The sequence below is a fragment of the Sandarakinorhabdus limnophila DSM 17366 genome, assembly GCF_000420765.1.
Classification (GTDB): Bacteria; Pseudomonadota; Alphaproteobacteria; order Sphingomonadales; family Sphingomonadaceae; genus Sandarakinorhabdus; species Sandarakinorhabdus limnophila.
Genome location: NZ_ATVO01000003.1, coordinates 53076 through 74188, shown reverse-complemented (window position 1 = coordinate 74188; position 21113 = coordinate 53076). Strand labels below are relative to the sequence as shown.

General features: G+C 66.0%; 21 protein-coding genes and 2 tRNA genes. 6 read left to right on the top strand and 17 right to left on the bottom strand.

Going from position 1 to position 21113, the window contains the following annotated elements:
* Positions 1 to 6: 6 nt before the first annotated feature.
* Positions 7 to 900, top strand: a complete 894-nt coding sequence (gene ypfJ, locus G566_RS0100410) for a KPN_02809 family neutral zinc metallopeptidase (RefSeq protein WP_022678704.1) — start codon at positions 7 to 9, stop codon at positions 898 to 900.
* A 6-nt stretch (positions 901 to 906) separates the two neighbouring features.
* Here the strand turns inward: ypfJ and G566_RS14535 are convergent, their stop codons facing one another.
* Both G566_RS14535 and G566_RS0100400 read right to left on the bottom strand, forming a co-directional pair.
* Entirely contained in the window at positions 907 to 1461 is a 555-nt protein-coding gene (locus tag G566_RS14535) for a hypothetical protein (RefSeq protein WP_022678703.1), read from the bottom strand.
* 52 nt (positions 1462 to 1513) lie between these two features.
* Positions 1514 to 2467, bottom strand: a complete 954-nt coding sequence (locus G566_RS0100400; RefSeq protein WP_022678702.1) for a DUF808 domain-containing protein — start codon at positions 2465 to 2467, stop codon at positions 1514 to 1516.
* Between the two features lie 333 nt (positions 2468 to 2800).
* On the opposite strand from G566_RS0100400, the gene G566_RS0100395 reads away from it, so the two are divergent.
* Both G566_RS0100395 and G566_RS0100390 read left to right on the top strand, forming a co-directional pair.
* Positions 2801 to 4783, top strand: coding sequence for an autotransporter assembly complex protein TamA (locus tag G566_RS0100395; protein ID WP_169522723.1), 1983 nt, complete (start codon positions 2801 to 2803; stop codon positions 4781 to 4783).
* Entirely contained in the window at positions 4783 to 8886 is a 4104-nt protein-coding gene (locus G566_RS0100390) for a translocation/assembly module TamB domain-containing protein (RefSeq protein ID WP_022678700.1), read from the top strand. The genes G566_RS0100395 and G566_RS0100390 overlap by 1 nt, the downstream gene beginning before the upstream one ends.
* 7 nt (positions 8887 to 8893) lie before the next feature.
* Here G566_RS0100390 and G566_RS0100385 read toward each other — a convergent pair whose 3' ends face one another.
* Positions 8894 to 9997 (bottom strand): Glu/Leu/Phe/Val dehydrogenase dimerization domain-containing protein, encoded by a 1104-nt coding sequence (locus tag G566_RS0100385; RefSeq protein WP_022678699.1) that lies wholly within the window; start codon positions 9995 to 9997, stop codon positions 8894 to 8896.
* A gap of 153 nt (positions 9998 to 10150) precedes the next feature.
* On the opposite strand from G566_RS0100385, the gene G566_RS0100380 reads away from it, so the two are divergent.
* Positions 10151 to 10227 (top strand) — tRNA-His (locus G566_RS0100380).
* Here G566_RS0100380 and G566_RS14940 read toward each other — a convergent pair.
* The gene (locus G566_RS14940) at positions 10206 to 10772 is read right to left on the bottom strand and encodes a superoxide dismutase family protein (RefSeq protein ID WP_029131062.1); all 567 of its coding nucleotides are present in this window, start codon (positions 10770 to 10772) and stop codon (positions 10206 to 10208) included. The genes G566_RS0100380 and G566_RS14940 overlap by 22 nt on opposite strands.
* A 6-nt stretch (positions 10773 to 10778) precedes the next feature.
* Positions 10779 to 11291, bottom strand: coding sequence for a DUF6456 domain-containing protein (locus tag G566_RS0100370; RefSeq protein WP_022678698.1), 513 nt, complete (start codon positions 11289 to 11291; stop codon positions 10779 to 10781).
* 93 nt (positions 11292 to 11384) lie between these two features.
* Here G566_RS0100370 and G566_RS0100365 point away from each other — a divergent pair, with 93 nt between their 5' ends.
* Positions 11385 to 11948: a helix-turn-helix domain-containing protein gene (locus G566_RS0100365; protein ID WP_022678697.1), complete on the top strand. Its 564-nt coding sequence runs from the start codon at positions 11385 to 11387 to the stop codon at positions 11946 to 11948.
* A gap of 7 nt (positions 11949 to 11955) precedes the next feature.
* On the opposite strand, the gene G566_RS0100360 is transcribed toward G566_RS0100365, so the two are convergent.
* The 8 genes from G566_RS0100360 to G566_RS0100325 are packed head-to-tail and all read right to left on the bottom strand — an operon-like array spanning position 11956 to position 18580.
* Complete coding sequence (locus tag G566_RS0100360) at positions 11956 to 13308, bottom strand: bifunctional folylpolyglutamate synthase/dihydrofolate synthase (protein ID WP_243442379.1); 1353 nt, start codon at positions 13306 to 13308, stop codon at positions 11956 to 11958.
* Positions 13305 to 14171 (bottom strand): acetyl-CoA carboxylase, carboxyltransferase subunit beta, encoded by an 867-nt coding sequence (accD, locus tag G566_RS0100355; protein WP_022678695.1) that lies wholly within the window; start codon positions 14169 to 14171, stop codon positions 13305 to 13307. The genes G566_RS0100360 and accD overlap by 4 nt, the downstream gene beginning before the upstream one ends.
* Entirely contained in the window at positions 14168 to 15001 is an 834-nt protein-coding gene (gene trpA / locus G566_RS0100350) for a tryptophan synthase subunit alpha (RefSeq protein WP_022678694.1), read from the bottom strand. Before trpA ends, accD begins: the two co-directional genes overlap by 4 nt.
* Positions 14998 to 16212 carry a tryptophan synthase subunit beta gene (gene trpB / locus G566_RS0100345; RefSeq protein ID WP_022678693.1) on the bottom strand — a complete coding sequence of 405 codons (1215 nt, stop codon included), beginning with the start codon at positions 16210 to 16212 and terminating at the stop codon, positions 14998 to 15000. Before trpB ends, trpA begins: the two co-directional genes overlap by 4 nt.
* Positions 16209 to 16841, bottom strand: a complete 633-nt coding sequence (locus G566_RS0100340) for a phosphoribosylanthranilate isomerase (protein ID WP_022678692.1) — start codon at positions 16839 to 16841, stop codon at positions 16209 to 16211. The genes trpB and G566_RS0100340 overlap by 4 nt, the downstream gene beginning before the upstream one ends.
* The gene (gene pyrF, locus G566_RS0100335; RefSeq protein WP_022678691.1) at positions 16838 to 17515 is read right to left on the bottom strand and encodes an orotidine-5'-phosphate decarboxylase; all 678 of its coding nucleotides are present in this window, start codon (positions 17513 to 17515) and stop codon (positions 16838 to 16840) included. Before pyrF ends, G566_RS0100340 begins: the two co-directional genes overlap by 4 nt.
* Positions 17516 to 17519: 4 nt before the next feature.
* A complete protein-coding gene (locus G566_RS12975; RefSeq protein ID WP_156874372.1) occupies positions 17520 to 17801 on the bottom strand; it encodes a hypothetical protein in 282 nt (93 codons plus the stop codon).
* Between the two features lie 8 nt (positions 17802 to 17809).
* Positions 17810 to 18580 carry a competence/damage-inducible protein A gene (locus G566_RS0100325; protein WP_022678689.1) on the bottom strand — a complete coding sequence of 257 codons (771 nt, stop codon included), beginning with the start codon at positions 18578 to 18580 and terminating at the stop codon, positions 17810 to 17812.
* A gap of 81 nt (positions 18581 to 18661) precedes the next feature.
* Here G566_RS0100325 and map point away from each other — a divergent pair, with 81 nt between their 5' ends.
* Complete coding sequence (gene map, locus G566_RS0100320) at positions 18662 to 19483, top strand: type I methionyl aminopeptidase (RefSeq protein WP_029131060.1); 822 nt, start codon at positions 18662 to 18664, stop codon at positions 19481 to 19483.
* Here the strand turns inward: map and G566_RS0100315 are convergent.
* From G566_RS0100315 to G566_RS0100305, 4 genes are all read right to left on the bottom strand, one after another.
* Positions 19480 to 20166, bottom strand: coding sequence for a peptidylprolyl isomerase (locus G566_RS0100315; protein ID WP_022678687.1), 687 nt, complete (start codon positions 20164 to 20166; stop codon positions 19480 to 19482). The two genes, map and G566_RS0100315, sit on opposite strands and share 4 nt — an antisense overlap.
* Positions 20167 to 20218: 52 nt before the next feature.
* Complete coding sequence (locus tag G566_RS15630; protein ID WP_051135889.1) at positions 20219 to 20425, bottom strand: hypothetical protein; 207 nt, start codon at positions 20423 to 20425, stop codon at positions 20219 to 20221.
* Between the two features lie 66 nt (positions 20426 to 20491).
* Complete coding sequence (locus tag G566_RS15625) at positions 20492 to 20905, bottom strand: MBL fold metallo-hydrolase (protein WP_272868121.1); 414 nt, start codon at positions 20903 to 20905, stop codon at positions 20492 to 20494.
* Positions 20906 to 21003: 98 nt separating this feature from the next.
* Positions 21004 to 21080, bottom strand: a tRNA-Arg gene (locus tag G566_RS0100305).
* Between the last annotated feature and the right edge of the window lie 33 nt (positions 21081 to 21113).

The window sequence follows — 21113 nt, the reverse complement described above, 5'->3', positions numbered from 1 at the left end:
CCGGCCATGAACCTCGACGACGAACAGGAAAGCAGCAACATCGTCGACCGGCGCGGGGAACGCGGCGGCGGTAGCGGCATGCGGCTGCCGATTGGCGGCGGCAAGCTGGGCATCGGCGGCATGATCGTGGTGGGCATAATCGCCTTGCTTCTGGGGCAGAATCCGCTGGAACTGATCGGCGCTGTGGGCGGTAGCAGCGTGGGTGGATCGGGTGCGGGCCAGCCGCGGCAGGCGGTGGAACCAGCGGCACCTGCAAAGCTGGATGGCGCACATGACCGTTTCATCGCCAAGGTTCTGCGCAGCACCGAGCGCACCTGGGGTGAGCAATTCCCGGACCAATTAGGCAAGCCCTATCCTCAGCCAAAACTGGTGCTGTTTGAAGGCGGCGTGGATTCAGGCTGCGGCCAGGCAGACAGCGGCATGGGGCCATTCTACTGCCCGGCAGACCAACAGGTCTATCTTGATGCCAGCTTCTTCGATGATCTGTCGCGCCGCTTTGGCGCCCCCGGCGATTTTGCTGCCGCCTATGTGATCGCGCACGAAGTGGGCCATCATATCCAGACGGTGATCGGCATTTCCGCAGAGGTGCAGAAGGCCCGCCGCGCGTCAGGGCCGGCACAGGGCAATGCGCTTTCGGTGCGGCAGGAACTGCAGGCCGATTGCTTTGCCGGGGTTTGGGCGCATCATAACCGCGATCTGCTGGAGCCCGGCGACATCGAAGAAGGCCTGCGCGCCGCCCAGGCCATCGGGGATGACACGCTGCAACAAAAGGACGGGGCGCGGGTGAATCCGGAAAGCTTCACCCACGGCACGTCAGCGCAGCGCATTCGCTGGCTGCAGGCCGGGCTGCAATCCGGGCAGATGGACAGCTGCGACACCTTTGCGGCGCGCAGGCTCTAAAGCGGATCAGCCCTTGCGATCGCTGATGGTGATGCGGCCGCGGGCAACGCCGGTGTCGCCATCTTCCACGGCGATCACCATGCGGTCACCATCTTCGGTGGTGCCGGTGAGCGTGTTGCCGCTACGGCTGGGGGTGCGGCCCTTGTCGGCCAGAGCCTTGGCATACCAATTGGCCACCTGCGTTGCCGTGCCCGGCGCGCTGAAGCCCAGCAGCACCTGACCGCGGCCGTCGCCATCCTTGCCACTGGCCTGCACATTCACACTGGTCAGCTTGGCACCGGGATAGCGGCCCACCCCGTCCAGATCGAACTTCGCATCCGGTTCAATGCCGTCCGGGATGCTCACCTTGCCGGCGATGCCACCGGGCAGCTTCAGCTCGACCTCGCCCTTTTCCATGTCGGCCTTGATGTTCACGCCGGTATCGCCGGCGGCGCCCTCATCCCAATGCTTGTCGACACTGATCGCGGCCGCTTCGGCCTTTTCCTTCTCATCAACGCGCCGGGCATCGCAGGCCGCCACGGCGACACCGCACAACAGGATGGCGATCAGGGCATTCTTCATGGTATCAGGCTCCAGTGTATTGCAGTAACAATACACGATGAATGAAGGGCAATCAATGGCCCTTGCGCGGGATGGCGTGCAGCGCGGCCACGATCAGCGCGCCGAGCGCAACGCCGAACAGCCCGGCGCCGCCCGCTTCGGCCAACCACGTGGCAAAGCCACCCGCGCCTTCCACGGCGTGCATGGCAGCATGCAGCAGATCGTGCGGCGCATCGATACCGAACTTGTGCAAGCCGTCGATCACGATATGGCCGCCCACCCACAACATGGCCGCCAGCCCAACCCAGCCCAGAAGCACAAGGAACGGCGGCATGCCAACGACCAGACCGCGCCCGATCGCCGCCACAGCGCCATTGCGCTTGCGGGCGAGGAACACCCCGAAATCATCGGCCTTCACGATCAGCGCGACGGCGCCATAGACCAGCGTTGTAATCCCCAGCGCGACCACCACCAGCGCGGCGGCCTGTTCGGCGATGGGCTCCTGTTCCACCGTGCCCAACGCGATCGCCATGATTTCAGCCGACAGGATGAGATCGGTGCGGATGGCGCCCGATACCATCGTGCGCTCCTTCTCCACCAGGTCCATCGCAGCATCGTCTGCGGCGTCTTCATCATGCGGATTCAGCTTTTCCCACAGTTTTTCCGCGCCTTCGAAACACAGGAACGCCCCGCCCGCCATCAGCAGCGGGGTGATTACCACCGGCAAGAAATAGGACAGCGCCAGTGCACCGGGCAGCAGAAATACCAATTTGTTCTTCAGGCTGCCGCGCGCGATCTTGGCGACGATGGGGATTTCGCGTTCCGCCGCAAAGCCGGTGACATAGCGCGGCGTGACGGCGGCATCATCCACCACCACGCCGGCCGCCTTGGCCGAAGCCTTGGCCGCTGCCGCTGCGGTATCATCCAGGCTGGCGGCCGCCATGGTGCCTACATCATCGACACTGGCCGCCGCGACCTTGGCGATCGCCGCAATATCATCCAGCAATGCAAACAGGCCGCTTGCCATGCGTTATCACTCGAAATTGCTGCCGTTTGATACCGCAGATTAACGCCAGCGCAATGCGACGTTCAGCGGCGGTCGCGCACAGCGAGCAGAATGGCCGCTAATAAACCCACGCCCAACCCTGCAAGCAGCCCCACAGACGGCTGCCCGGCGAGCATGCCGCCAACGGCACCCGCCACCAGCCCAAAGGCGATGAAGATGCCGCCGCCACGTTGTGGTGGACGCGAAACAGGAGAGCCGGGAGACGCCATGCCCAGCCCCTTGCACCAGAGCGACGGCCAGCGCCAGAGGCGCGTGCGCCTTGCGCTGTCTTGCCCATCCGGTAAACCCTGTCTGGTGCATAGGTTCCTGCCCCTCTTGCTCGCCGCTGCGGCCGGAACCGCGCAGGCCCAAACTGCGCCCGCTGGGCCGCCGCCGCCAGCACCAACCGCCGAGCCTGTCGCTTCTGCTGTGACCGTCGATATTCCGGGGCCGCAAGCCCCTCTGCCTGATCTGCCCGGCGGCGAGGCTGTGGCGTGGCCCGATGTCGAATCGACCAGCTCCGGCGATGCTGATGCGCCGGATGCCGCCGTTCGATACAGCGTTGAAGTCAGCGGGCTGGCCGAACAGGGCCTCGACGATGAGTTTCGCGGTCTGTCGACGCTGTGGCTGCATCGGGGCGAAGAGACCAACCTGGCACAATTGGGCCGCCGCATCGCCGAAGACCGTGATCTGGTCGATTTGCTGCTGCGCTCGATAGGTCATTATGGTGGCCAGGCCCGCATCAGCATCGCGCCGGGCACCGCCGCCGCGCCGGCCAGCATCGTGCGCGTCGTTGCCCAGCCCGGCCCCGTCTACAATTTCCGCGAAATCACCATCACGGCATCGCCGGGTGCCGTGAACAGCAGTGACCCCGCCCGCATTGTCGGCCCGCTGTTGCCGATCCGGGTGGGCGATGCAGTGGAAGCCGCGCGCGTGCAATCGGCGCAGGATGGCCTGCCGATCCGCCTTGCCGATGCTGGCTATCCGTTCGCGCGCATTACGCTGCCCGATATCACCATCGATCATGCCAGCCGCGACGCCACGCTGGTGCAAAGTGTCGATCTTGGCCGGCGCGGCGTGTTTGGCGCCATCCGCATAGACAATGGCGTGAAGGGCATGGACGAAAAACATGTCGCCCTGCTCGCCCGCTTCAAGCCCGGTGACCGTTACAGCAACGCCGGCCGCGAGGATCTGCGCCGCGCACTGGTGCAAACCGGACTGTTCGGCGCGGTGGCGATCAAGCCTGGCGAAGGCGCCGTGCGCGAGGATGGCACACAGACGGTCAATCTCGACATCAACAGCGAAGCCGCACCAATGCGCACCATCGCCCTGTCCGGCGGTTTTTCCACCGGCCAGGGCGTGCGCGCCGAAGGCAGCTGGACCCACCGCAACCTGTTCCCGCCCGAAGGCGCCTTCACCGCCCGTGCTGTCGCCGCGCAGCGCGAGCAGGTGGCGCAGGTGGAACTGCGCAAGCGCAATTTCGGCCAGCGCGATCGGCAATTGCTGGTTGCCGGCGGCTTTACGGCCAGCCAGCAATTCGCCTTTGCCGCCGAAACGCTGGGCATATCGGCGGCACTGGCGCGCGAATCCAACATCCTCTGGCAGAAAGACTGGACTTGGAGCATCGGCGCCCAGGCGCTGATCACCAGCCAGCGCGACCGTTCGGTGCCAGGCGACCCGCGCCGCACCTTCACGGTGTTGGCGCTGCCAGCCAGCGTCACCTGGGACCGGTCCGACGATCTGCTCAACCCATCCCGGGGCTTCCGGCTGACCACCCGCCTCAGCCCGGAATTTACGCTCAGAAACCAGAGCAATTTCAATTATCTCAAGGCCCAGTTCGAAGCCACGGCCTACAAACCGATCGGCGACAGCCTGGTGCTGGCCGGACGCTTCCACATCGGAAGCATCGTTGGTGCCAATCGCGGCGTGATCGCGCCGGACCGGCGCTTCTATGCCGGCGGTGGCGGCTCGGTGCGCGGTTATGTGTTCCAGGGCGTAGGCCCGCGCAGTGAAGACAATGTGCCGACCGGCGGCAACAGCCTCACCGAACTGGCGGTGGAAGCGCGCTATCGCTTCCAGGCGCTGGGCCAGGATCTGGGCATTGTCGCCTTCGTCGACGCCGGCGAGGTTTCCACCGGCACCACGCCGGCCTTTGATCGGCTGTCGCTGGGCGCGGGCATCGGCGCGCGCTTCTACACCGGCTTTGGCCCGGTGCGGGTCGACATCGCCACACCAGTGAACCCGCAGAAGGGCGACCCCCGGCTGGTGTTCTATGTTTCTATCGGGCAGGCATTTTGATGCGCGGGTGGCGCATCCTGCTGGTTTCGCTGCTGGCGCTGCTGGCGCTGATCATTGCCCTGCCCTTCGCGCTTGATACCCAATCCGGTCGCGACTGGGCGGCGCGGCGGCTGGCCGGGTTCAGCCTGGCCAACGGCATTTCGCTGCACGTGACGCGGATCAGCGGCAGCCTGTGGGGCAAGGCGACGCTGGAGGGCGTGGAACTGCGCGATCAGGATGGTCGCTTTGCCCGCGCACCGCGGGTGTTACTCGACTGGGCACCACGGGCGCTGATCAGCAACCGCTTCGAGGCGTCCGAACTGATCATCCCCGATGCCACGCTAGAACGCCTGCCCCGCCTGAAGCCGGTGACCGATCCGCGCATCCTGCCCGATATCGATATCCGTATCGGCAAGCTGGAACTGGGCCGGCTGATTGTGGCCAGGGGCATCGCTGGGCCGGAGCGCCTGCTGAGCGCCAAAAGCCGGCTTGATCTCCACGCCGGGCGGGCGCTGGTTGATCTGGATGCCGCCGTGTCTGACGGAGACACGCTGGCGCTGCACCTTGATGCCGAACCGGATCGGGACAAGTTCGCGCTCAACGCCAAGCTGGCAGCGCCAACTGGTGGCCTGGTGACGACACTGGCCGGGTTGAAAGCGCCGCTCAATGCCACCGCCACCGGGCGCGGGCGCTGGCGCGATTGGACCGGGCAGTTGGGGGCCAGCTTGGGTTCCGCGCCGCTGGCCGATCTGGCGCTGGCGGGCAAGGCCGGGGCGTTGGGGGCGCGCGGGCGCATCGATCCGGTGCCGCTGTTGGGTGGCGCTGCGAAAGAGGCGCTGGCCGGCGGGTTGGCCGTGGTGGCCGAAGTGGTGCCCGATGGCGATCTGACCCGACTGAAACTCACGGCTGATGGCAGGCAGTTCACCGGCCGCCTGGCTGGCCGGATCGACCGTGCCGAAGAACGCTGGACCGAAGCCGACATACGGCTGAGCTTGGCGGAGGGCAGCGCGCTCGCCAAGGGTTGGGGCGTTGACGGCGGCCTGCTCACCGCGCGCTTGGCTGGCCCGCTGCTGGCGCCCATCATCGATGCGCGGCTGCTGGCGAAGCGGCTGGCGCTGCCAGGCGGGCTGGCGCTGAACAGTCTGTCTGTGGCCGGGATCGCCGATCTGAACGAAACGGGCCTGTCAGCCCCGTTGGTTGCCACCGCTACAGGCCTCACCGGCTTGCCCGACAATTTGAAGCCCTTGGCTGGCAAATGGCGCGCCGAAGGCCGGCTGCTTTATGCCAAGGGCCAGTTGCAAGCCAATGATCTGAAGCTGGCCAGCGGGCCATTGGCGGCACGCATCGGCCTGTCGTTCGTTCCGGCCACCAGCGCCTGGGGGCTGAGCGCGGCGGGCGATGTGCGCGGTTGGGCGCTGCCGCAACTGGGCGTTGCCGACGCGACCTTCCGCGCCAATCTGAAACCTGGCGCCAACCGGAGCGTTGCCGCCAGCGGCGATTTCCGCCTGATCGCGGCGCGCCCACCCGCCGGCGGGCTCACCCGCATTACCGGCGGCGGCGTCAAGCTGGGCGGGCGTTTTGCGCTGCTGCCCGCCCTGGCCGTTGCCCTGTCGGATCTGGCGCTGTCATCGCCAAAACTGGCCGCCGCGGGCCGCGCTGGTTGGGCAAATGGCCGCTTCACGCTCGCCTCCTCCGGCAAAAGCCTCGATTGGGGGCCATTCGCAGTCGATGGCGAAGGCACTATCGCCGCGCCGCATTTCACCGCCCGGCTGGCGAAACCCGGCTATGGCCTCACCGCCGTGGCCGCCCGCATCGATCCGGCTGGCGATGGCTGGCGGGTGGATGGTGATGCGCAATCGGGGTTGGGGCCGGTCACCTTGAAGGCCGATATCAGCCTGTCGCCTGTGCTGCGAATCGATGTTGACCGGCTGGCCGCGGCGGAGTTTGTCGCCAGCGGCCGGCTGGACCAGTCCGCTGCCGGGCCGTTCGCTGGTACGCTTGCGCTGGCCGGCAAGAGCCTCACGGGCAGCGCCAAACTGTCTGCCGCTGGCGCCGTGCAGTTGGCGGAACTGGCCGTGGCCGGCGACTCACTCAACCTGCCTTTTTCAACGCCGATCACGGTTGACCGGCTGCGACTGGCCGCCCGGGTGCTGTTGCCGGCCAGCGGGCCCGATATCGATGCCGCGCTGGATCTGGCCGGATTGGAACGGGGCAATCTGGCAGTGGAAAAGGCCACAGGCACACTGCAGATGAAGGGTGGTTCCGGCACCGCAAGCCTGGTTATTGCCGGCAACAGCGGTGAGGCCTTCAACCTCGCCTTCACCGGCGCCATCGCGCCCAACCGCTGGCAGATCAGCGGCGGCGGCGAATATGATGGCCGTGCGGCCAAACTGGCCGGGCCAGCGGTGATCACCCGCGATGGTGCCGGCTGGCACCTCGCGCCCGTTACGCTGACCAGCGCACTCGGCAATGCCGAATTGGCCGGCGATTGGGGCGAGACGAAACGGCTCAATGCCCGGCTCGACAAGGTATCGCTGCAGATGGTGGGCTTGGCCTACCCCACGCTCAATCTGGCCGGACGGGTTTCGGGCACGCTGGCGCTGGCGCAGGCCGGCGATGCTACCCCCACCGGCACGGCGGCCTTGCGCCTGAACGGCCTGTCGCGCAGCAACATCACCTCCACGTCCACCCCGATCGACGTTGGCCTCAACGCCGCACTGGGTGCCGGTGGCACGGTGATGCGCGCGGTGATCGTGCGTGCCGGCAAGGTGGAAGGCCGTGCCCAAGCCCGATTGGGCCCGATCCCGGCCGGCGATGCTGACCTTGTTTCCCGCCTATTCGATGCCAGCGTCACTGGCCAATTGCGTTATGCCGGGCCGGCGCAGGATCTGTGGGGTCTGTCCGGCCTCACCGCGCTGGATGTGCGCGGGGCGGTGCAGGTTGCTGCCGATGTATCAGGCACGCTGGGCGATCCGCAGGTGGCAGGCCAGGTCCGCGGCACCGGTGGCCGGGTGGAAGCGCCCTTGTTGGGTGCGGTGGCCACCGATGTCAGCCTGGATGCCCGCTTCACCGCGTCGAAACTGGAACTCACGCGCTTTACCGGGAAATCCGGCCAAGGCAGCATCAGCGGATCGGGCAACATCGATCTGAGCTATGAACGCGCCTTCCCGATGGATATCCGCATGGTGGTGACCTACGCCGCCATCCTGGGCCGCGATGATCTTTCCGCCACTGGCAGCGGCAATATCCGATTGGCGACCGACGAATATGGCGGCGTCGTTTCGGGGACGCTCACCCTGTCGCGCGCCGATTATCGGGTGGGGCGCACCGCCGTGGCCGATGTGCCGGTGCTGCAGGTGACCGAGAAGAACACCCGCGTGCTCGGTCGGCGCATGGTGCAATATGTTGCCCCCACGCGCTGGCTGTTCAACCTCAATATCAAGGCCGATCGCCGCCTGCTGGTCACCGGCATGGGTATCAATTCGGAATGGCAGGCCGATGTGCGGCTGCGCGGCGGTGCCACCACGCCGGAACTATTTGGCCGCGTGCAACTGGTGCGCGGCGATTATGATTTTGCCGGCAAGCGTTTTCAGCTCACTCGCGGCGATATCCGCTTCGTAGGCGCCTATCCGCCCGATCCGATCATTGCCGTGACCGCGGAAAACACCGGCAACGGCTTCACCGCTTTCCTGAATGTGGAAGGCACGGCGCAGCGGCCGCAGATCAAGTTCAGCTCCGTGCCGTCCCTGCCGGAAGATGAAGTGTTGTCGCGTGTGCTGTTCGGCAGCCGCGTCACCGATCTTTCTGCGCCCGAAGCCATCCAACTGGCCGGCGCGCTCACTTCTCTTCGTGGCGGCGGTTTCAACCCGATTGGCGCAGTGGGCAAGGGCCTGGGCATCGATCGGCTGCGCATCCTGCCCGCCGATGTTGTCACCGGCCGGCGCACCACCGTGGCAGCCGGGCAATATGTTGGCCGCAATGTCTATGTCGAGCTTGCCACCGACGCGCAGGGTTACACCGCCACCAGCATCGAGATCGGGCTGACCCGCACCTTTTCCGTGCTCAGCCAGGTGGCGACGCTGGGCGGCACATCAGGCAGCGTGCGTTGGAAGAAGGATTATTGAAGGCGGTTCAGCGCTCGATCAACGCCTGTGCCGTGCGGTCCGCCACCACGTCCGTCGCCAGCCCGCTGGCATCGGCCTCCGCAAACAGGGTGGCCAAGCGCGGGCCGATAGCATCCACCTGCGCGTTCACCTCCGCCAGCGTCGCCTTGTGCCCTTCGGTCTTGGCCAGATATTCAGCCACGACCGAGATAATGCCGCCTGCGTTGATGACATAATCAGGAGCATAGAGGATGCCGCGCGCCGCCAGTCGGGCACCGTCTTCCGGCGTGGCGAGCTGGTTGTTGGCAGCGCCTGCCACCACCGCCACGTCAAGCGCGGCAATGCTGTGCTGATCAAGGATCGCGCCAAGCGCGTTCGGGCTGAATACATCGGCCTTAACTGCCATGATCGCGGCGACGTCCACCTGGGTCGCGCCCAGTTCGGCGGCCAACGCCGCGGCGCGGGCCGGATCGACATCGGCGATGGTCAGCCGCGCGCCCTCGGCGGCCAGTGCCCGGGCCAGCGCACCGCCCACGCTGCCAACGCCCTGGATGGCGACGTGGAGCCCAGCAACACGGTCGGTGCTCAGTTTGTGACGCACCGCAGCCTTCAGCCCGGCCAGTGCGCCCCGCGCCGTGAACGGCCCCGGATTGCCGCCCACTTCGCCGGCCGCCACCGGCAACCCGGCCACATGCGGGGTGCGACGGGAAACGACTACCATATCGGCATCGCTCATGCCCACATCCTCGGCGGTCAGATAACGGCCGCCGAGCGCGGCGACGGCATCGCCAAAGGCTTCCAGCAGCGCTTCCGTCTTGGACGCGTCAGCGATTACCACTGCCTTGCCGCCGCCCGCCTTGAGCCCCGCCATAGCGTTCTTGTAGCTCATGCCGCGGGACAGGCGCAGCGCATCGGTGAGCGCGGCGGCCTCGCTGGCATAGGCCCAGCGCCGCACACCGCCGGCCGCCGGGCCAAGATGGGTGGAATGGATGGCAACGATGGCATGCAGGCCAGTGGCCGCATCCTTCGCCAGCGCCACGCGTTCATGCGCGTCGAACCCCGGCGCGCCAGCGGCATCAAGGGCAGCCAGTTGAACGGTCGCGAAACGGGCAGCGGGGGCGGCAACGGTCATCAGCTCTGCTCCAACGGACAGGATTTCATTGCGCGATACTGTAATAAAATTTCTGTTCGACGCAACGGTCATTCATGAGCTGGAGCGCGGAACTTCTGGCTTGCCTCTGGCCCCGCCCTCGTCTATCCCGCGCCTCCCGGCAGGTTTGTCGTGGCGACTGTAGCTCAGCTGGTTAGAGCGCTGGTTTGTGGTACCAGAGGTCGCGGGTTCAAGCCCCGTCAGTCGCCCCACTTGTTTTCCGCACTTCGCCGCACGCAATGCGCGTGCCCGCGTTGCCAGCCGGATCGCTGCGATAATCATCGGCCTTGGCATGCAGCACGACCGCCGCGCCATCGGCATCGAGCAGCGGCGTATCGCCATCGGCCAAGCGCAGACCAGGCAGCATCAGGCTCATTTCGCCCACACCCTTTTCGGTCACGGCCAGATTGGGCAGATCGCCGGCATGGGAACCCATCGGATTGTCACGCCCGTGTTGCTTGCCCGCCGGGTTGAAATGCGGACCGGCGCTGGTGAAATCCGGGCCAACACAGCGGCCCACGCCGTGCAGGTGCATGGCATATTGGCCTGCTGGCAGCCCCTTCACCGTGGCGATCAGCTGCACGCCTTCGGCCATCTGGAGCAGTTCGACTTCGCCCAAGCTGTTGCCTTCCGCGGTAAGCAGGCGGGTAGAGAGCATCAGCGACGGCGGCGCGCCGCCCACCCGGCCCAGTGATTCTGTTTTGGGTCCGCAGGCCGCGAGAACGAGAAGCGGCAAGAAGAGCGTGGGGCGGCGCATGGTGGCTTACTCCGATGATTGAAGCCCATAATGGCTGACCAGGCGATCAAGCGCCAGTTGCAGCACGAGTTTTCCGGCCCGCACTGGCCAGCCCAGCGCACGTTCGGCCGCTTCTAGGCCTTCGCCCTGACAGATCACCCGCCAGGCGATATCGGAAAGGCCGGGGCCGCAGGCGGCAACTGCTGCCTCAAACCGGCGTTTGGCGGCGATCTGTCCCCCGGAAAGATCGGGTGGACCGCCCTGCCCGCGCGCGGCTGCAGGCAGCGGATCCCAGCGCATCGTCACGCGCGGGCCCAATTGCGCATTGTAGAAATCGGCGCGCAGCCGTTCGCTTGCCAGCAGTTGCATCTGCGAGACATGGCCACGCCGCGCTAACCAGGCCAGCGGCGATTCGGCCAGATTCACCGTCACTCGGGCGCGATCGATGATATCGGGTGCCGGCAGGATGCGGGTGGCGCGCAGGCGATTTTCGGTCGGCGGTGCGATGTCCGGGGTGATTTCCTGTGCATGGCGAGCCATCGGCTTTTCTCCGTTGCGGCACGTTGATGATGGATTACCTCTCGCACAGGAGAGGATTGTAGGACAGAAATAACCAGAGAGGTTATTTGATCCATGCTCACCCGTATCCGTGATGTTCGAAAGGCGCGCGGCCTTACGCTGGCCGATGTTGCGGCCGCCTGCGATCCGCCCACCACGCCGCAAACCATCGGGCGGCTGGAAACCGGTATGCGCACCGTATCGATCGACTGGCTGGAGCGCATCGCTGCCGCGATGGCGGTGCCGGCCTCCAGCCTGGTCACCTTGCCCGATCGGGCGGACGTGCCGGTGGCGGCACTGATCGGCAGCAATGGCGCCGATGCCCCCGAACGGCCACGCACGTTGCTGCCGCCGCAGCCGCAACCCGATCTGATCGGCATGGTGGTGGAAACAGCCCAGGGCGATTATCGCAGCGGTGACGAACTCTGGGCGCAACGCCTGGCCCCAGAGCAGTTCGGCCGCGCCATCAACCGCGATGTGCTGGCACCGCGCCCCGCCGGCCGTTTCGCCTTTGGCCGCCTGATCGCCGTGGACGGCAGTCGCATCCAGCTGCTGCCCACAACGCCCGGGGCGCGCCAGCAGGTGCTGGCCGAGGTGCCGTGGCTGGCGATGGTGACGATGCTGGTGCGGCGGCCCTAGGCCAAGCTCAGTTCGGCAGATTGCCGTTCAGTTCCAGCGCCCGGCCAGCTAGGTGCAACGATCCGGTGACCAGCACCAGCGGCGGGCTTTCACTGTTGCGCGCGATGGCACGCAGGGCTTTGGTCAGATCAGGCGCGGTCATGGCGGCCATGCCCATGGCCGATGCAGTCGCGGCGAGCCGGGCGGGATCATGGGCGGCATGGCCCGGCACCGGCACGGCATAGAGCGCCGATGCCATGCCGGCAAAGCTCTTCAGGAAGCCTTCGGCATCCTTGGCGGCCAGCATGCCGGTCACCAACAGCAGGCGCTGGCCGGATTGCAGCAAGGGTCGCACGCTTTCGGCCAGGGCACGGCCGGCGGCGGGATTGTGGCCGCCATCGACCCACAAGCTGCTGCCCGCTGGCAGCAATGCCCACAAGGGCCCGCTTTCCAGTTTCTGCAGGCGCGCTGGCCATTCCACCCAGCCCATGCCGGCGCGATAGGCGGCATCCTTCACCGGCAGCGCCGTCTGCGCACGCAGCATCGCGATGGCGAGCGCGGCATTGTCGTGCTGGTGGATGCCCACAAGGCGCGGCAATGACACGGCCAGCTTGCCGGCTTCGTCGCGGTAATGCAGCTGGCCCTCATAGGTGGCCGCATCCCAATCCTGCCCGCGGATCAGCAGCTTGGCACCGGCAAGGCCAGCGACTTCGGCGATGCGGGCGGTGACGGCGGCCGGGTGACGGCCCGTCACCAGCGGCACGCCCTTGCAGGCAATGCCAGCCTTTTCGCGGGCGATGTCGAGAATGGTCGGGCCGAGCCATTGCGTGTGGTCCAACCCCAGTTGCGCGATGCCGGAAACCAGTGCGGTGGGGATGATGTTGGTGGCGTCCATGCGCCCGCCCAGGCCCACCTCGATGATGCAGGCATCGGCTTCCACCGTGGCGAATGCGAGGAAGGCGGCGGCCGTGGTGAGTTCGAAGAAGGTGATTGGCGCTTCGCCGTTGCGCTGGATCACATCGTTCAACAGCACGATCAGCGCATCATCGTCGATCAATTGGCCGGCAAGGCGGATCCGCTCGTTGAAGCGGACAAGGTGCGGGCTGGAATAGACATGCACGCGCCGGCCTTCAGCTTCCAGGCAGGCGCGCAGCATGGCGCAGGTGCTGCCCTTGCCGTTGGTGCCGGCGACATGGAACACCGGTGGCAAGCGGTGGTGCGGATTGCCGAGCGCGCCGAGCAGGCGTTCGAGGCGACCGAGCGTAAGATCGATCTCGGTAGGATGCAGATCGTGCGCCTTGCGGAGCAAGGCATCCAGGCGCGGATTGTCAGATCGCGCCGGCGGCATGCGCGCGCCGGGTGGAGGGGGCGGCAGGCTCACGCGGCGCCGCTAACCTTTTTCGGGCGCGCCATCAGCAGGGTGATAAGGCGACCCAGGGTTTCCTTCAGGTCGCGGCGGTGCACCACCATGTCGAGCATGCCATGTTCGAGCAGATATTCGGCGCGCTGGAAGCCCTCGGGCAGTTTCTCGCGAATCGTTTGTTCGATCACGCGCTGGCCGGCGAAGCCAATGAGCGCGTTCGGCTCGGCAATCTGGATATCGCCCAGCATGGCATAGCTGGCGGTCACGCCGCCGGTGGTCGGATCAGTGAGCACCACGATATAGGGCAGCCCGGCTTCGCTCAGCATCTGGATGCCCACGGTGGAGCGCGGCATCTGCATGAGGGACAATATGCCTTCCTGCATGCGGGCGCCGCCGGCGGCGGTGAACACGATATAGGGCGCCTTGGCGGCCAGCGCGGCATCCACGCCGGACAGGAACGCCTCCCCCACGCCCATGCCCATCGATCCGCCCATGAAGGCGAAATCCTGCACGCCCACAATGGCGCGCTGGCCCATGATCTGGCCATCGCCGATCATCATGGCTTCGGGTTCACCGGTGGCGGTGCGGGCGGCCTTCAGGCGATCGGTGTATTTCTTCTGATCCTTGAACTTCAACGGATCTTCCGCGACCTTCGCCGCCGGCAGCACACGATAATCGCCGTCAAACAATTGGGTGAAGCGCGCGTTGGGCCCGATCCGATCATGATGATCACAGCGCGGGCAGACGCTGCCATTGTCTTCCCATTCCTTGGTGTAGACCATGGCGCCGCAATTCTTGCACTTGGTCCACAGATTGTCCGGCGTGTCGCGGCGGGCGAGGAACCCAGTCAATTGTTGGCGGGTGCGGGTGATCCAGCTCATGCGGCTTTCTCCGTACGGGCGGTGCGCACCGCCTGGGCCAGCGCTGCCACCTGGGCCGCAACGCGGGCGGGAATATCATTGGCGCGCTCTTCAGCGGCGGCACCAATGGCATCGACGATAGCGCTGCCCACCACCACCGCATCGGCGTGGGTGGCGATGGCAGCGGCCTGATCGGGGGTACGCACGCCAAAGCCGACCGCGATCGGCAGGCTGGTCGACGCCTTCAGGCGGGCGACGGCTTCGGCAACATCGGTCGCCGCTGCGCTGTTGGCACCGGTGACGCCGGCGACCGCAACATAATAAAGGAATCCCGACGCGCCGTTGAGCACAGTCGGAAGGCGATGGGCATCGGTCGTGGGTGTCGCCAGCCGCACCAGGTGCAGGCCACGGGCGGCCAGCGCGGGGGCAAGTTCACCGCCTTCTTCAGGCGGCAGGTCGACGACGATGCAGCCATCGATGCCGGCCGCTTTGGCGGCAGCGGCAAAGCGTTCGGGGCCAAAGGCGAGGAGCGGGTTGAAATAACCCATCAGCACGACCGGTGTGGCGTTGTCAGTCTCACGGAACGCCGTCACCATCGCCAGCACCTTGCGCAGCGTCGTGCCGGCAGCAAGGCTGCGCAGATTGCCACGCTGGATCGCCGGGCCATCGGCCATCGGATCGGTGAACGGCATGCCAATTTCGATCACGTCTGCCCCAGCGCCGGGCAGCGCGGCCAGGATTTCGGCAGATGTCGCCAGATCGGGATCGCCCGCCGTCACGAACGTCACCAGTGCAGCGCGGCCTTGCGCGGCGCAGGCGGCAAAGCGGGTGGAAAGACGATCCCCGCTCACATCGTCACTCCCAGCGCGGCGGCGACGGTGAAGATATCCTTGTCGCCGCGGCCACACAGATTGGCGATGATGATCTGATCCTTGGCCATTGTCGGCGCGATGCGGGCCACGGCAGCGATGGCGTGGGCCGGTTCCAGCGCCGGGATGATGCCTTCGGTGCGACACAGCAGCTGGAAGCCTTCCAGCGCCTCGGTGTCGGTGGCGCTTTGATATTCGACGCGGCCAATGGCGTGCAGCCAGGCATGTTCGGGCCCGATGCCGGGATAATCCAGGCCGGCCGAAATGCTGTGCGCTTCGGTGATCTGGCCGTCCTCATCCTGCAGCAGCATGGTCTTGTTGCCGTGCAGCACCCCGGCGCGACCACCGGCCAGCGAAGCGGCGTGCTCGTGCGTGGTCAGGCCCTTGCCCGACGCTTCGATGCCGACAATGCGCACATCCTTGTCATCCAAGAATGGGTGGAACAAGCCGATAGCGTTGGAACCGCCGCCGATGGAGGCGACCAGCAGATCGGGCAAGCGCCCTTCCCGCTCGAGAATCTGGGAGCGGGCTTCCTTGCCGATCACCGTCTGGAAATCGCGCACAAGTTCCGGATAGGGGTGTGGGCCGGCGGCGGTGCCGATGATGTAGAAGGTGTCGTGCACGTTGGTCACCCAATCACGCAGCGCCTCGTTCATCGCGTCCTTCAGCGTGCGACTGCCGCTTTCCACGGCTTTCACCTCGGCACCCAGCAGTTTCATGCGGAACACGTTCGGCGCCTGGCGCTCGATATCGCGGGCGCCCATGAAGATGGTGCACGGTAGGCCAAAACGCGCGGCCACGGTGGCAGTGGCGACACCATGCTGGCCGGCGCCGGTTTCGGCGATGATGCGCGTCTTGCCCATGCGGCGGGCGAGCAGGATCTGGCCGATGCAATTGTTGATCTTGTGCGCGCCGGTGTGATTCAGCTCGTCGCGCTTGAGGTAGATCTTTGCGCCCCCCAGTTCATCGGTCAGCCGCTCCGCGAAATAGAGCGGGCTGGGGCGGCCCACATAGTGCTTGAGCAGATCGTCCAGCTCGGCCTGAAAGGCCGGATCGGCCTTGGCGGCGATATAGGCCTGTTCCAGTTCCAGGATCAGCGGCATCAACGTTTCGGCGACATAGCGCCCGCCGAATTCACCGAAATGGCCGTTCGCATCGGGGCCGGCGCGCAGGGAGCCTGTCGGGGCGTTCATGAGGCCCTCACGGCGTTGGCAAAAGCCCTGATCTTGTCCACCGATTTCACCCCTGCACTCTCTTCCACACCTGATGCCACATCCACCAGCGCCGGCGCCACCCGGCGGATGGCATCTGCGACATTGCCGATACCAAGCCCGCCGGCCAGGCCAAAGCGCCGTCCGGGCCGCGTGTCGATCAGCAACTGCCAATCAAAGGCCAGCCCGTTACCGCCGGGAAGCGGAGCGTCGTTAGGCGCTTTGGCATCGAGGAGCAACAGATCAGCCGGGCCTGCGGCCTTTTCAGCGCTGCGGATATCGTCGCGGGTCTTCACCCCCGCCGCCAGCCACACCGGCAGATTATACCGCGATTTCAGTTCACCCACCCGCTCTGCGCCGGCATCATGCAGCTGCAATATGGTGACGCCGGCTTCGATCACGGCGGCCACCAGCGCATCATCCGGCGCCACCAGCACGGCGACCCGGCCCACCCCGGACGGCACGCGGGCGATCAGCGACGCAGCGGTGCCCGGTTCGACAAAGCGCGGGCTGGGCGGAAAAAAGTTGAAGCCAAGATGCGCCGCGCCAACTGCAACCGAGGCATCCACGGTTTCCGGCGTGGACAGCCCGCAGATCTTGAAGGGCGTCACAGGCTGGCTGCGATCGCAGCAGCCGCAGCGGCCGGATCGGCGGCGGCCGTGATCGGACGGCCGATGACGAGGACGCCGGCTCCGGCCTTGAGAGCCTCGGCGGGCGTCATCACGCGCTTCTGATCGCCAGCATCGCTGCCGGCCGGGCGGACGCCGGGCACGACGAACAGGCCATCGGCCCATTCAGCCTTCACGGCGGCGACTTCATGCGGCGAGCAGACGATACCATTCAACCCTGCCCCGCGCGTCAACCGGGCGAGGCGCGCAGCCTGGGTGGCAGCACCATCGGGCACACCGGCGCTGAGCAGATCAGCATCATCCAGGCTGGTGAGCACGGTGACGGCCACCACGTGCGTGCCGGGCAGCGCGGCAGCGCGAGCTGCGGCCAGCATGGCGTGGCCCCCGGCGGCGTGAACGGTGAGGATGGACGGGGCCAGCGGCGCGAGGCTGCGCACGGCGCCGGCCACGGTGTTGGGAATGTCGTGGAGTTTGAGATCGAGGAACAGCGGTAACGACTGGCCTTCCATTACAGCGGCAATGCCGGCCGGGCCATGGGCGCAGAAGAATTCGAGGCCGAGCTTCACCCCGCCAACATGCGGCGCAACAGCAGCGACCAGCGCGCGCGCAGCAGCGACATCGGGCGTATCGACCGCCACGAACACCGGATTGCTCATGGCGTCAGGCTCCGCTGGCGGGGGAAGTAACCGGGGCGGCCACCTGCGCCTGCTCGACCCGGGCCGGGCGCACGCGCCGGCTTTCAGCCAAGGGCCGCAGCAACACGTGCCAGATCCATGTGGGGATCACGCCGGCAAGGAAGGCGATGCCGAGCAGCAGCGGCAACGGCAGCGCCGCAGGCGTGCCATCGGGCAGAACGAAATCGACGAGTGTCCAGTTGGACACCGCCAACAAGATGAACAACACCGCCATCACGGCGAGAAAGACCCAGCGAACGATTGCCATGTTGACCCTCACAGCTCTCCGTCAACCGAGGTGATACCAGCTTCCGACAGGGCTGCCATCAGCTTTTGCGCCACCTCGGCCAGTTGCGCATCACTGGTGGAGCGCATGACGAAATTGGCGCCGGTCTTGCCTTCGCGCCAGAACGGGTAGGAACCGATCTGCACGCCGGGATTTTCCTTCTCGGTGCGCTTCAAGATCTCGGCGGCCTTGCTCTCCTGCGTCCAGGCGCCAACACTGCGCGACAGCACCGGTGCGCCGCCCGGTAACTGGCCATCCAGCCAGGCCAGCATCCCTTGCGTGATCATCGGCACACCGGCCATGATGAAGATATTCTCCACGCGGATACCCGGCGCCTTGGTGCGCGGGTTCTCGATCAGGCTGGCACCAGCCGGCGTGCGGGCCATGCGCAGGCGGGCATCGGTGAGCTGGTCGCCATAGTGCGCGGCCAGAATGGCGCGGGCATCGGGGTGGATGATGACGTCAAGACCCAGCGCGGCGGCGATGGCATCCACGGTGATATCGTCGTGCGTCGGGCCGATGCCGCCGGTGGTGAACAGATAGTCGTGCATCACCCGCAGGGCGTTCACCGCATCGGCAATGGCATCCATCTCGTCGGCGACAACGCGCACTTCCTTCAGGCGGATGCCCTGCACGCCCAGCCATTTCGCCAGATAGGCGGTGTTGGCGTCCTGCGTGCGGCCGGACAATATCTCGTCGCCGATGATGACGAGAGCGGCGGTGTAGATGCGCCCCGCCTGCGTGTGACTCGGTTCGTTCATGCGCCCGGACTTAGCGCAGGGCGGCGGCCGTGACCATGGTGAAGATGGACTCTGCCGGCCTGAAACCCTATGGGCGTGGATATGACGCAAGCGCTCTATACCACGGTGATGGACCCACACGAGGGCCAACTGCGCCTGCATGGGCCGGCGGCCTTTGAAGGGATGCGCAAGGCTGGCCGGCTGGCCGCCGAGGTGCTGGACCATCTGACCCCGCATGTATTGCCCGAAGTGGCGACCATCGATCTCGACACAATGGCGTGGGAGTTCGTGCGCGCCGCGGGAGCCGCCTCAGCCACCGTTTTCTATCGCGGCTTCTCGCACTCGCTGTGCACCAGCGTGAACCATGTCGTGTGCCACGGCATTCCTGGGCCAAAGAAGTTGAAGAGCGGCGACATCGTCAACATCGATGTGACCGTGGTGGTGGACGGCTGGTATGGCGACACCAGCCGCATGTTCCTGGTGGGCGATGTGCCATTGAAGGCGCGCAAGCTGGTGGAAGTGACGCATGAATGCTTGATGATGGGCATCGAGCAGGCCCGTCCCGGTAAGACGCTGGGCGACGTGGGCCACGCCATCCAGACCCATGCTGAGCGGAACCGTTTCAGCGTGGTGCGCGATTTCTGCGGGCACGGGCTGGGCCAGGATTTCCACACGGCGCCCAACGTGGTTCATGTCGGCAAGCCGGGGCGCGGTGTCGTGCTGAAGCCCGGCATGTTCTTCACCATCGAACCGATGATCAATGGTGGCGGCCCGGCGGTGAAGGTGCTGGATGATGGCTGGACGGCGGTGACGCGTGACCGTTCACTTTCGGCCCAGTTTGAACACAGCATCGGCATCACCGAAACCGGCTGCGAGATCTTCACCGCGTCGCCCAAGGGCTGGCACGCGCCGCCGTACGCTTAACGCCGCTTCGGCAGCGGCTTCTTCGCGGCGGGCTTGGCTGCGGGTTTCGGCGGCAGTGGAATCAGCCGATTGACGCTGATGATCTTCACCGGCGTCTCGATCATCTGCCCTTTCATCACGCCTTCGCCCTTGGTGGCGGAGATGGGCACATTCAAGATCTTGCGCACCACGTCCATGCCGTCGGTGACGCGGCCGAACACGGCAAAACCCAGATTGTCCCCTGGCCCGGCCGGATTGGCATCCAGCGCCTTCAAGTTGCCGAGGATAAAGAAGAATTGCGCCTGCGCTGTGCCGGGCGCCGCGCGGGCGAGGCTGACAGCGCCTTCATCATGAGTGAGACCGGTGGTCGTCGTCGGTTCATGGGCCACCGGCGGCAGCAGCTTGCGGCCATCCTGGATGCCAGCTTGCACCAGGCCAATGCTGCCATCGGGCGTAATCTTGTAGGCCCGATAGAAGGCAGCGCCATCGAGCCGCTTTTCATCGACATGTTTGAGGATATAGCCGGCAGTGACCGGCGCGCGCTCGGTTTCCAGCGCTATGGTGATCGGGCCAAGTTCGGTGGTCATCACCACCTTCACTGTCGCCGGTTCGACAGGCGGCGACGGTGGTGGCGCCGCCTCCTGCGCGGACAGGGGCAGCGACAAGCCGGCAAGCGCGGCAGCGATGATGGAGCGACGGATCATGGCCGCAGCATAGCCTGGCCACAGTCGCCGGCCAGTGGCTGCAGTGCCACGCTTAAACCCCCTGCAACGGCATGCGCAGGAAACGGCGGCCTTTCGCATCGGCGGGCGGCAGTTCACCGGCAGCGATATTCACCTGCAGGCTGGGCAGGATCAGCAGCGGCGGTGCCAGCGTGGCATCGCGGGCACCGCGCATGGCGATGAAATCGTCTGCCGAAACGCCATCATGCACGTGGATGTTGCCGGCCTTCTGCGCGGCCACATTGGTTTCGCAGGCATAGTCGCTGCGGCCGGCGGGCAGATAATCGTGGCCAACAAAGATGCGGATTTACGGCGGCAGCGCCAGGATCTTCTGGATGGAAGCGTGCAGCATCGCCGCGTCGCCACCGGGGAAATCGCAGCGCGCCGAGCCATAATCCGGCATGAGCAGCGTATCGCCCACGAAGGCCGCATCGCCGATCAGATAGGTTACACAAGCCGGCGTATGTCCTGGCGTGTGCAGCACACGGATGGTGAGATTGCCCAGCGGCAGAGTCGCCCCTTCCTCCAACAGCTTGTCGAACTGGCGGCCATCGGTGGCCAGATCATCCATGGCAAAGCGCGGCGCAAACACGCGCTGCACGTCCCCGATTCGGGCACCGATCACCAGCGGTGCGCCGGTCTTTTCGCGCAACCAGTGGCCACCAACCAGATGATTGGCATGGGCATGGGCATGGACAGCAGCCTGATCTTCACCTGCCAGACCGGCCGGCGAACCAATGCCAACAGCGGGCTATTGCTGGCCCGCGTGCCGTGTGGCAGCGCCTTTGTACTGGATGACGGGGGCTGGGAACATGATGTTGGCGCGCCCGGCAGGACTCGAACCTGCAACCCCGAGAGTAGAAATCACGTGCTCTATCCAGTTGAGCTACGGGCGCGTGGCGCTGCAAATGCAGCGGAAATCCGGGAAA

Coding starts and splice junctions, on each gene's coding strand:
- G566_RS14940 (WP_029131062.1), bottom strand. CDS start 10,772: ATGCGCCGCCCCACGCTCTTCTTGCCGCTTCTCGTTCTCGCGGCCTGC.
- G566_RS14535 (WP_022678703.1), bottom strand. CDS start 1,461: ATGAAGAATGCCCTGATCGCCATCCTGTTGTGCGGTGTCGCCGTGGCG.
- G566_RS0100400 (WP_022678702.1), bottom strand. CDS start 2,467: ATGGCAAGCGGCCTGTTTGCATTGCTGGATGATATTGCGGCGATCGCC.
- G566_RS0100385 (WP_022678699.1), bottom strand. CDS start 9,997: ATGACCGTTGCCGCCCCCGCTGCCCGTTTCGCGACCGTTCAACTGGCT.
- map (WP_029131060.1), top strand. CDS start 18,662: ATGACGCAAGCGCTCTATACCACGGTGATGGACCCACACGAGGGCCAA.
- pyrF (WP_022678691.1), bottom strand. CDS start 17,515: ATGAGCAATCCGGTGTTCGTGGCGGTCGATACGCCCGATGTCGCTGCT.
- G566_RS12975 (WP_156874372.1), bottom strand. CDS start 17,801: ATGGCAATCGTTCGCTGGGTCTTTCTCGCCGTGATGGCGGTGTTGTTC.
- ypfJ (WP_022678704.1), top strand. CDS start 7: ATGAACCTCGACGACGAACAGGAAAGCAGCAACATCGTCGACCGGCGC.
- accD (WP_022678695.1), bottom strand. CDS start 14,171: ATGAGCTGGATCACCCGCACCCGCCAACAATTGACTGGGTTCCTCGCC.
- trpB (WP_022678693.1), bottom strand. CDS start 16,212: ATGAACGCCCCGACAGGCTCCCTGCGCGCCGGCCCCGATGCGAACGGC.
- G566_RS0100315 (WP_022678687.1), bottom strand. CDS start 20,166: ATGATCCGTCGCTCCATCATCGCTGCCGCGCTTGCCGGCTTGTCGCTG.
- G566_RS0100365 (WP_022678697.1), top strand. CDS start 11,385: ATGCTCACCCGTATCCGTGATGTTCGAAAGGCGCGCGGCCTTACGCTG.
- G566_RS0100370 (WP_022678698.1), bottom strand. CDS start 11,291: ATGGCTCGCCATGCACAGGAAATCACCCCGGACATCGCACCGCCGACC.
- G566_RS0100390 (WP_022678700.1), top strand. CDS start 4,783: ATGCGCGGGTGGCGCATCCTGCTGGTTTCGCTGCTGGCGCTGCTGGCG.
- G566_RS0100325 (WP_022678689.1), bottom strand. CDS start 18,580: ATGAACGAACCGAGTCACACGCAGGCGGGGCGCATCTACACCGCCGCT.